Raw genomic sequence first — 7,380 nt, forward strand, 5'->3', positions numbered from 1 at the left:
GGCGCGTTAGGCCTCTTCCATCGCCTCGCCGATTTCTTCGAGGACCTTGTTGTGGTGGTTGCTTGCCAAAAAGTGCCCGGCGGCGATGACGAGAGCCACCGGCCAGTCGATGAGTTCAAGTGCCGCAAGGGCGGCCAGGCCGCCGAAGTAGGCCAGTTGCTCGGGACGGGGAATCTCCATCTGGCCGACCACGGGCACGTTAACTACGAAGGTTTCGGCTTCGCGGATCTTCTCCACCGCTTCGCGCTGGGGTGTACCCCTCCGCGTCTTCTTTTCCGCCATCATTTGCCTTTCAGTAACGAAGGGTTTGCCGACTCGCCGGGTCGCGCCGTCACCGTCGGACCTATGTCGACGATGACTGATTCCGGGGGAGATCCGCTAGTTTCGTCGGTTGCATTGGTGCTTAAGGTGCCGTTACAGGAACTGTATGCGCTGCTGTGGCGCGCCGGGGTTGTCGATATTCGGAATCCTGGTCGGCGAGCTGATCGTGGTCGGCGTACGTCGCAGGTCGCTCGGGGTCCGATTTGTCCGGATCCGGCTGCGCACGACTCAGCAGCCGAGGGTCGAGAGGCGTACAGCCAAGCAGTTGGCTGACCCCGGGTTCCCGGTCAGTTGGTGCTGCGCAACGCGGTGGCGCCGGCCCGGCGGCCCGTCGTCTTCTTGGCGGGCTTGCTCGCGGCCTTCTGCGCCGGCGGCTTTTGCGTCTCGGCCTCGGGTGCGGGCTTGGTCGGCACCGTCGTCAACTTCGCCCTCGGCGCCGGTGCGGAGCCGTTCTGCCTGCGGGTCATCCGCTGCAACACGAGCGCGCCACCGCCGACGGCCAGCAATACCGGCCATTCGACAAGGCCGGCAACCCCGAGCGCGCCCAAGGCCACCGCGGCGGCCGGCGTCGATTTGCTGCCCTTGCTGATCCCTTGCTGGATGCCTTCAGCGGCACCCTTGATGCCACCGACGACGCCGTTGACAGCCGCGCCACCGATGGCGCCCGCGGTGGCGGTGGTGGCCGTCGCAGCGCGATTCACTGTTCGACCCACGCTGCGAACTGTTCCGTCGACGACACCCATGATGACTCCCTGGACCTAATTCGCTGTCGCTGAAAATCGCGCTGGCATTTTTTGTATACACCTGTGGACTGCATAGTTAACAGAAACTACGGAATAATTAACACCGTCTTTCAACTGAAAGCCGGCCACGGTAAGCCTGACATTTCGCTTCCAGCAACCCTACGCCGGGTGCGAAGCGTCAGTCGATGCGAATGTCGACGAGCACCGGCGCGTGGTCGCTGGCCGCCTTGCCCTTGCGCTCCTCACGGACGATCTGCGCGTCCGTCACGCGGCCGGCCAGCGCCGGTGAGCCCAGGATGAAGTCGATCCGCATGCCTTGTCTCTTCGGAAACCGCAATTGGGTGTAGTCCCAATAGGTGTAGACCCCGGGGCCGGGAGTGAACGGCCGCACCACGTCGGTGAATTGCGCGTCGACGATGGCGTCGAACGCGCGGCGTTCCGGCTCCGAGACATGCGTTGCGCCGATGAAGAATTCGGGGCTCCAGACGTCTTCGTCCCTCGGTGCGATGTTCCAGTCGCCGGTCAACGCGATCTGCGAAGCGGGATAGTCGCGTAACCAGCCGGCCGCCGTATCACGCAGCGCGGCAAGCCAATCCAGCTTGTAGGCGTAGTGCGGATCGCCGAGCGCGCGGCCGTTGGGGACGTACAGGCTCCAGATCCGAACGCCGGCACAGGTGGCGGCCAGCGCGCGGGCTTCGGCCGTGGCCTCGACGTCGGGCTTACTACTCCAGGTCGGCTGGCCGTCGAATCCGATCTGCACATCCTCGAGGCCGACACGTGAGGCGATCGCCACGCCGTTCCACTGATTGAAACCGACGTGGGCGACCTCATAGCCGAGTTCGAAGAACGGCAGTGTGGGGAACTGGCTGTCGGAACATTTGGTCTCCTGCATGGCCAGCACGTCGACGTCGGCGCGCGCCAGCCAGTCGACGACTCGCGGCAGTCGGCTGCGGATCGAATTCACATTCCAGGTGGCCAGCCGCAATCTCCCTTGGGGCATGGCTAGACGGTATCCGAGGACGCGATGACGTAGCGGCGCCGATGATGTGGCCGAAAATTCAACGCGTCGGCGAGAGGCGTTGCGCCACTGTCGGGTGCCCGCAGGTAGGCCCGGGTCGCACTCCGATCCACCGCCCACGCCAACAACGCCTCACACAACGGTTGCGCGTCGATGGCGTCGCCCGCTGTACGGATCGCCGACAGCCCGGCCCACCGGCTGCCGTCCGGTGCAGCGGTCACGGCCACCCGCCCGACGGCCGCCCCGGCCAGGGTGCCGAACGCGAGCTCGCCGCCGAGCACGGCGGTGAGCACGTCGACGGGGACCTCGCGCCGGTAGATCCGCAGCCAGGCGTCGTCGGGTCGGGCCGCCAGGGTGATGGGCGGGTCGGGGTCACCCGGCGTCAGGTCGGCGAGGTCGCGCACCAGGACGCGTTCCGCGGCTTCGTCCGGCAATCCATGCGGCAGCTCGAGCAAGCGATCGGGGATGGCCAGCAGCGCGGGCAGGTCGCGTCGCTTGTACCAGGCGACGATCGCGGGGATCGCACCGATGTTTGCCGAAATATCCAGTGGCACTGCGGAATTGTTTGCAAGACCCGCGCCGTGGCCGGCGCGCAGCAGCCAGCCGTCGAGATGAGTCCGCTGCGAACCGGGCCAGGCCGCGGCGGCCGCATGCTCGAGCGCGCGGATCTGTGAGGTGCGCACCGGCGCGTCGGTCAGCACGCGCAGGGCGACCACGTCGTCGGGGGAACACTCGACGACCGCCCCCCTTTTGGTCTGCACCCGAACCTTGGGGTGCACCGCCAGCAGGTGCCCTACGGCATCGGTGAGCGGCGGAACGGACCCGGCGGGAAGCCGGTAGCGAACCGTCACCCGGGTTCCCGGATCGGGCCACGAGAACATCAGTGACCGAACGGGTCCGGGTCCTCGCCCGGCAGCCATGACAGCCCGGAGACGCCCCAGCCGTGCGACTTCACCGCGCGTTTCGCGCTGCGCGCGTGCCGGCCGATGAGACGGTCCAGGTAGAGAAAACCGTCGAGGTGCCCGGTCTCGTGTTGCAGCATCCGGGCGAACAGGCCGGTGCCCTCGATGGTGATCGGCTTGCCTTCGCCGTCGAGCCCGGTGACGCGTGCCCACTGGGCCCGGCCGGTGGGAAACGACTCGCCGGGAACCGACAGGCAACCCTCGTCGTCGGTGTCGGGGTCGGGCATGGTCTCGGGTATCTCGGAGGTTTCCAGAACGGGATTCACGACGACACCACGCCGGCGCTGCGTCTGTCCGCGGTCGTCGGCGCAGTCGTAGACGAAGACCCGCAAGCCGACCCCGATCTGGTTGGCCGCCAGGCCCACCCCGTGGGCGGCGTCCATGGTGTCGTACAACGTGGCGATCAACTCCGGCAGGTCTGCCGGCAGCGAACCGTCGTCGCCGACTCCGACCGGCTTCGTCGGGGTGTGCAACACCGGATCTCCCACGATCCGGATCGGTACGACTGCCATGGTCGGCTAAGCTACCGCACGCACTTACACAGCCGAACCCAGCAATCCGGCGCGGCAATCTGGCCAATCGGCCGACTCGCGGGTCTGGATGACGGCTTGAGGGTTTGGGGCGTGTTTCAATATTAGCCGAAACACGCCCTCAGATAAGTCAAGTCATCAGAGCGGTTCGAGAATTCGCCGGAAGGGTCCAGGGGAAGCGATATGGACAGCGCCATGGCGCGGGCTAATCGATCGGGGGACGATGCCGAGGTCGCAGATGGGCTCACCCGACGCGAACACGACATCCTCGCCTTCGAACGTCAGTGGTGGAAATTTGCCGGCGTGAAGGAAGAGGCCATCAAAGAGTTGTTCTCGATGTCGGCGACACGCTACTACCAAGTGCTGAATGCACTCGTCGACCGACCCGAGGCGCTGGCCGCCGACCCCATGTTGGTGAAGCGGCTGCGACGGCTGCGTGCCAGCCGTCAGAAGGCCCGAGCGGCGCGGCGCCTCGGCTTTGAGGTGACCTGACTCGCTACAGTAGGGCTCGATGAAAGAGCGAGTCCCCGATTCGACGGGGCTTCCCCTGCGGGCCATGGTGATGGTGCTGCTGTTTCTGGGCGTCATTTTTTTGCTGCTGGGCTGGCAGGCATTGGGCTCTTCGCAGAACTCCGACGACGACACGGCCTCGTCGGCCGCGAGTAGCACCAGCAGCGCCGCTGCCACAACGGCCTCGCCCAGCAACAAGCCCGCCGGGAACGAGGCCGAGGTGCGCATTTACAACATCTCGTCCAAAGAGGGCGTCGCCGGCCACGCGAAGGACCAACTCACCGCCGCCGGCTTCAAGGTCACCGAGACGGGCAACCTGTCGGTCTCGGACGTCTCCACCACCACGGTGTACTACACCGACGCCGACGATGAGCACGCCACCGCGGACGCCGTCGGGAAAAACTTGGGGGCGGCGGTGGAGCCGCGAATTCCCGCACTCAGCGGCCAGCCGCCGGGTGTCATCGTCCTCATTACGGGGTGACCCCGCGTTAGGCTTCGGCTATGCCTAAATTGCCCTTGATTCTGGCGAGTTCCGTCGTTGCGCTGAGCGCTTGCTCGTCACCCGAGCACGCGTCCTCGACCCCGGGCACCGTGCCGCCGATCTGGACCGGGGCCCCGGCGTCGGCAGCAGCGGCGAAGGGGGAGCAGCCGGCGCCCGGAGGGTCGCCGAACATCACCACGCATCTCAAGGCACCGGACGGCACCCAGGTCGCGACGGCGACGTTCCAGTTCAGCAACGGCTATGCCGCCGTCACCATCGAGACGACCGCCAACGGTGTACTCGCGCCCGGCTTCCACGGGGTGCACATCCACAAAGTCGGCAAGTGCGAGCCCAACTCCGTCGGCCCGACCGGCGGCGCGCCAGGGGATTTCCTGTCCGCGGGCGGGCACTTCCAGACGCCCGGGCATTCCACCGAACCGGCCAGTGGTGACCTCACCTCGCTTCAGGTGCGCAGGGACGGGTCGGCATCGCTGATGACCACCACCGACGCCTTCACCATGGACGACCTGCTGGGCGGCCAAAAGACCGCGATCATCATTCATGCCGGCGCGGACAACTTCGGCAACATCCCGCCGGAGCGTTACAACCAGAGCAACGGAACGCCGGGCCCGGACGAGACGACGATGAGCACCGGTGACGCCGGCAAGCGGGTGGCGTGCGGTGTCATCGGTGCCGGCTAAGAGGGCTGACTCGCATATCGACTTCGCCCGCTCACCACGGCCGACCATCGGCGTGGAGTGGGAGTTCGCTCTGGTCGACCAGCAGACCCGCGACCTGAGCAACGAAGCCACCGCGGTGATCGCGGAGATCGGCGAAAACCCGCGCGTGCACAAGGAATTGCTGCGTAACACCGTCGAAGTGGTCAGCGGCATCTGCCAATCCGCCCCCGAGGCGATGGAGGATCTGCGCTCAACCCTGGGACCCGCGCGCCGCATCGTCGAGGATCGCGGCATGGAGTTGTTCTGCGCCGGCGCCCACCCGTTCGCGAAGTGGTCCTCCCAGAAGCTCACCGCCGGGCCGCGATACGCCGAGCTGATCAAGCGCACCCAGTGGTGGGGACGACAGATGCTGATCTGGGGCGTGCACGTGCATGTCGGGATCTCATCGCCGAACAAGGTGATGCCGATCATGACGTCGCTGCTGAATTACTACCCACACATGCTCGCGCTGTCGGCGTCCTCGCCGTGGTGGACCGGTGACGACACCGGATACGCGAGCAACCGGGCGATGATGTTTCAGCAGTTGCCCACCGCCGGCCTGCCGTTCCAATTCCAGACCTGGCGGGAGTTCGAAGGTTTCGTCTACGACCAGAAGAAGACGGGCATCATCGATCACGTCGACGAAGTTCGTTGGGACATCAGGCCGTCACCGCACCTGGGCACGATCGAGGTGCGGGTCTGCGACGGCGTCTCCAACCTGCGGGAGCTGGGCGCGCTGGTCGCGTTGACGCATTGCCTGGTGGTCGACCTGGATCGCCGGCTGGAAGCCGACGAGTCGTTGCCGAGCATGCCGCCCTGGCACAACCAGGAGAACAAGTGGCGCGCCGCCCGCTACGGCCTGGACGCCGTGATCATCCAGGACGCGGACAGCAACGAACGATTGGTGACCGAGGATCTCGACGACGTGCTCAACCGGCTGGAGCCGGTCGCGAAGTCGTTGGGGTGCGCCGACGAGTTGGCCGCGGTGGCCGACATCCCGCGATTGGGTGCCTCGTACCAGCGGCAGCGCCGGGTGGCCGAAGAGCACGACGGCGACCTGCGTGCCGTCGTCGACGCGCTGGTAGCTGAATTGGAACTGTAGATGGATGACGTTGAAGGTCTGACGAAACCCTTTGAGCTGGCGATGTTTCCGCTGGAGTCGGTAATGCTGCCCGATCAGGACCTGCCGTTGCGGATATTCGAACCCCGCTACGGCGCGCTGGTCCGGCACTGCCTCGACAGCGGAGACCCGTTCGGGGTGGTTCTCATCTCGCACGGGCGGGAGGTGGGCGGCGGCGACGCGCGGTGTGACGTCGGCATCCTGTGCAGGATCATCGAATGCGTCGATCACGGCGGCGGCCGCTACTCGCTGCAGTGCCGGACCGGGGAGCGGATCCGGGTGTCCGAATGGCTGCCTGACGACCCGTATCCGCGGGCGACGATCACGCTGTGGCCCGACGAGCCGGGGGACCCGGTCTCGCAAACCCAGCTGCTCGAGGTCGAAGACCGGGTGATGGCGCTGTTCGAGCGTATCGCCGACGCCCGGGGTGTCCCGTTGCCGGACCGCGGGACGCTTCTGGGCGTCGCCAACGCCGATAGCACTGCGGGGCAACGCCTGTTCGCGCTGGCGGCCCGGATACCGATCGGCTCCGCAGACCAGTACACGGTGCTGTCGGCGCCCTCGGCCGCCGACCGCCTCGCCGCGCTCAGCGAGGCCGTGGACGCCGTCGCCGAGATGGTGGAGTTCCAGCTCTCCGAGTAGCGGGGTCTTGCGGGTGCGCTCGCCGATAGTGTAAAAACACAGTGTTTTCCTAACGGACGGTGGGCGCATGAAGGTACACCTGCAGGTCGACGGTTCACCGACGCAGGCGACGGCAAGCGCGACCGAGATAGCCGCGACGGGTGCCGACGGCCTGTTCACGTTCGAGGGCCAGCACGACGTGTTCTTCCCGCTGATCGTCGCCGCGGGCGCGACCAGGTGCGAGTTGATGACCAACGTCGCGATCGCCCCGCCGCGCAGCCCGTTGCACCTGGCGCACGCCGCCTATGACGTACAGCTCTACAGCGGCGGCCGGTTTCGGCTCGGCCTCGGTTCG

General features: G+C 66.5%; 12 protein-coding genes. 7 read left to right on the plus strand and 5 right to left on the minus strand.

Annotation, left to right across the window (positions count from 1 at the left end; genetic code table 11):
• Positions 1-6 precede the first annotated feature (6 nt).
• The gene (locus JOZ00_RS13040; RefSeq protein ID WP_293344371.1) at positions 7-282 is read right to left on the minus strand and encodes a hypothetical protein; all 276 of its coding nucleotides are present in this window, start codon (positions 280-282) and stop codon (positions 7-9) included.
• 72 nt (positions 283-354) lie between these two features.
• Here JOZ00_RS13040 and JOZ00_RS13045 point away from each other — a divergent pair, with 72 nt between their 5' ends.
• A complete protein-coding gene (locus JOZ00_RS13045; RefSeq protein ID WP_293344381.1) occupies positions 355-594 on the plus strand; it encodes an Rv1535 domain-containing protein in 240 nt (79 codons plus the stop codon).
• Positions 595-608: 14 nt separating this feature from the next.
• Here the strand turns inward: JOZ00_RS13045 and JOZ00_RS13050 are convergent, their stop codons facing one another.
• The 4 genes from JOZ00_RS13050 to JOZ00_RS13065 all read right to left on the minus strand — a co-directional run bounded on the left by JOZ00_RS13050 (position 609) and on the right by JOZ00_RS13065 (position 3,556).
• Positions 609-1,064 (minus strand): hypothetical protein, encoded by a 456-nt coding sequence (locus tag JOZ00_RS13050; protein WP_293344372.1) that lies wholly within the window; start codon positions 1,062-1,064, stop codon positions 609-611.
• Positions 1,065-1,242: 178 nt separating this feature from the next.
• Positions 1,243-2,049 (minus strand): exodeoxyribonuclease III, encoded by an 807-nt coding sequence (locus JOZ00_RS13055; protein ID WP_293344382.1) that lies wholly within the window; start codon positions 2,047-2,049, stop codon positions 1,243-1,245.
• A 17-nt stretch (positions 2,050-2,066) separates the two neighbouring features.
• Positions 2,067-2,963, minus strand: coding sequence for a GNAT family N-acetyltransferase (locus JOZ00_RS13060; RefSeq protein WP_293344373.1), 897 nt, complete (start codon positions 2,961-2,963; stop codon positions 2,067-2,069).
• Positions 2,963-3,556 (minus strand): peptide deformylase, encoded by a 594-nt coding sequence (locus tag JOZ00_RS13065; protein WP_293344374.1) that lies wholly within the window; start codon positions 3,554-3,556, stop codon positions 2,963-2,965. The genes JOZ00_RS13060 and JOZ00_RS13065 overlap by 1 nt, the downstream gene beginning before the upstream one ends.
• Before the next feature lie 201 nt (positions 3,557-3,757).
• Here JOZ00_RS13065 and JOZ00_RS13070 point away from each other — a divergent pair, with 201 nt between their 5' ends.
• The 6 genes from JOZ00_RS13070 to JOZ00_RS13095 form a co-directional block, all read left to right on the plus strand.
• The gene (locus JOZ00_RS13070) at positions 3,758-4,066 is read left to right on the plus strand and encodes a DUF3263 domain-containing protein (RefSeq protein WP_293344375.1); all 309 of its coding nucleotides are present in this window, start codon (positions 3,758-3,760) and stop codon (positions 4,064-4,066) included.
• Positions 4,067-4,085: 19 nt separating this feature from the next.
• On the plus strand, positions 4,086-4,565 hold the full coding sequence (locus tag JOZ00_RS13075; RefSeq protein ID WP_293344376.1) for a LytR C-terminal domain-containing protein: 480 nt from the start codon (positions 4,086-4,088) through the stop codon (positions 4,563-4,565).
• 20 nt (positions 4,566-4,585) lie between these two features.
• The gene (locus tag JOZ00_RS13080; protein ID WP_293344377.1) at positions 4,586-5,266 is read left to right on the plus strand and encodes a superoxide dismutase family protein; all 681 of its coding nucleotides are present in this window, start codon (positions 4,586-4,588) and stop codon (positions 5,264-5,266) included.
• Positions 5,256-6,386, plus strand: coding sequence for a glutamate--cysteine ligase (locus JOZ00_RS13085; RefSeq protein ID WP_293344378.1), 1,131 nt, complete (start codon positions 5,256-5,258; stop codon positions 6,384-6,386). Before JOZ00_RS13080 ends, JOZ00_RS13085 begins: the two co-directional genes overlap by 11 nt.
• Positions 6,387-7,046 carry an LON peptidase substrate-binding domain-containing protein gene (locus tag JOZ00_RS13090; RefSeq protein WP_293344379.1) on the plus strand — a complete coding sequence of 220 codons (660 nt, stop codon included), beginning with the start codon at positions 6,387-6,389 and terminating at the stop codon, positions 7,044-7,046. It begins immediately after the preceding gene.
• 67 nt (positions 7,047-7,113) lie between these two features.
• On the plus strand, positions 7,114-7,380 hold a 267-nt coding region (locus JOZ00_RS13095), incomplete at its 3' end, for an LLM class flavin-dependent oxidoreductase (protein WP_293344380.1).

Origin of the sequence: Mycobacterium sp. (genome assembly GCF_019243155.1) — a bacterium.
Taxonomy (GTDB): Bacteria; Actinomycetota; Actinomycetes; order Mycobacteriales; family Mycobacteriaceae; genus Mycobacterium.

Coding starts and splice junctions, on each gene's coding strand:
- JOZ00_RS13040 (WP_293344371.1), bottom strand. CDS start 282: ATGGCGGAAAAGAAGACGCGGAGGGGTACACCCCAGCGCGAAGCGGTG.
- JOZ00_RS13045 (WP_293344381.1), top strand. CDS start 355: ATGACTGATTCCGGGGGAGATCCGCTAGTTTCGTCGGTTGCATTGGTG.
- JOZ00_RS13050 (WP_293344372.1), bottom strand. CDS start 1,064: ATGGGTGTCGTCGACGGAACAGTTCGCAGCGTGGGTCGAACAGTGAAT.
- JOZ00_RS13060 (WP_293344373.1), bottom strand. CDS start 2,963: ATGTTCTCGTGGCCCGATCCGGGAACCCGGGTGACGGTTCGCTACCGG.
- JOZ00_RS13065 (WP_293344374.1), bottom strand. CDS start 3,556: ATGGCAGTCGTACCGATCCGGATCGTGGGAGATCCGGTGTTGCACACC.
- JOZ00_RS13070 (WP_293344375.1), top strand. CDS start 3,758: ATGGACAGCGCCATGGCGCGGGCTAATCGATCGGGGGACGATGCCGAG.
- JOZ00_RS13075 (WP_293344376.1), top strand. CDS start 4,086: ATGAAAGAGCGAGTCCCCGATTCGACGGGGCTTCCCCTGCGGGCCATG.
- JOZ00_RS13080 (WP_293344377.1), top strand. CDS start 4,586: ATGCCTAAATTGCCCTTGATTCTGGCGAGTTCCGTCGTTGCGCTGAGC.
- JOZ00_RS13090 (WP_293344379.1), top strand. CDS start 6,387: ATGGATGACGTTGAAGGTCTGACGAAACCCTTTGAGCTGGCGATGTTT.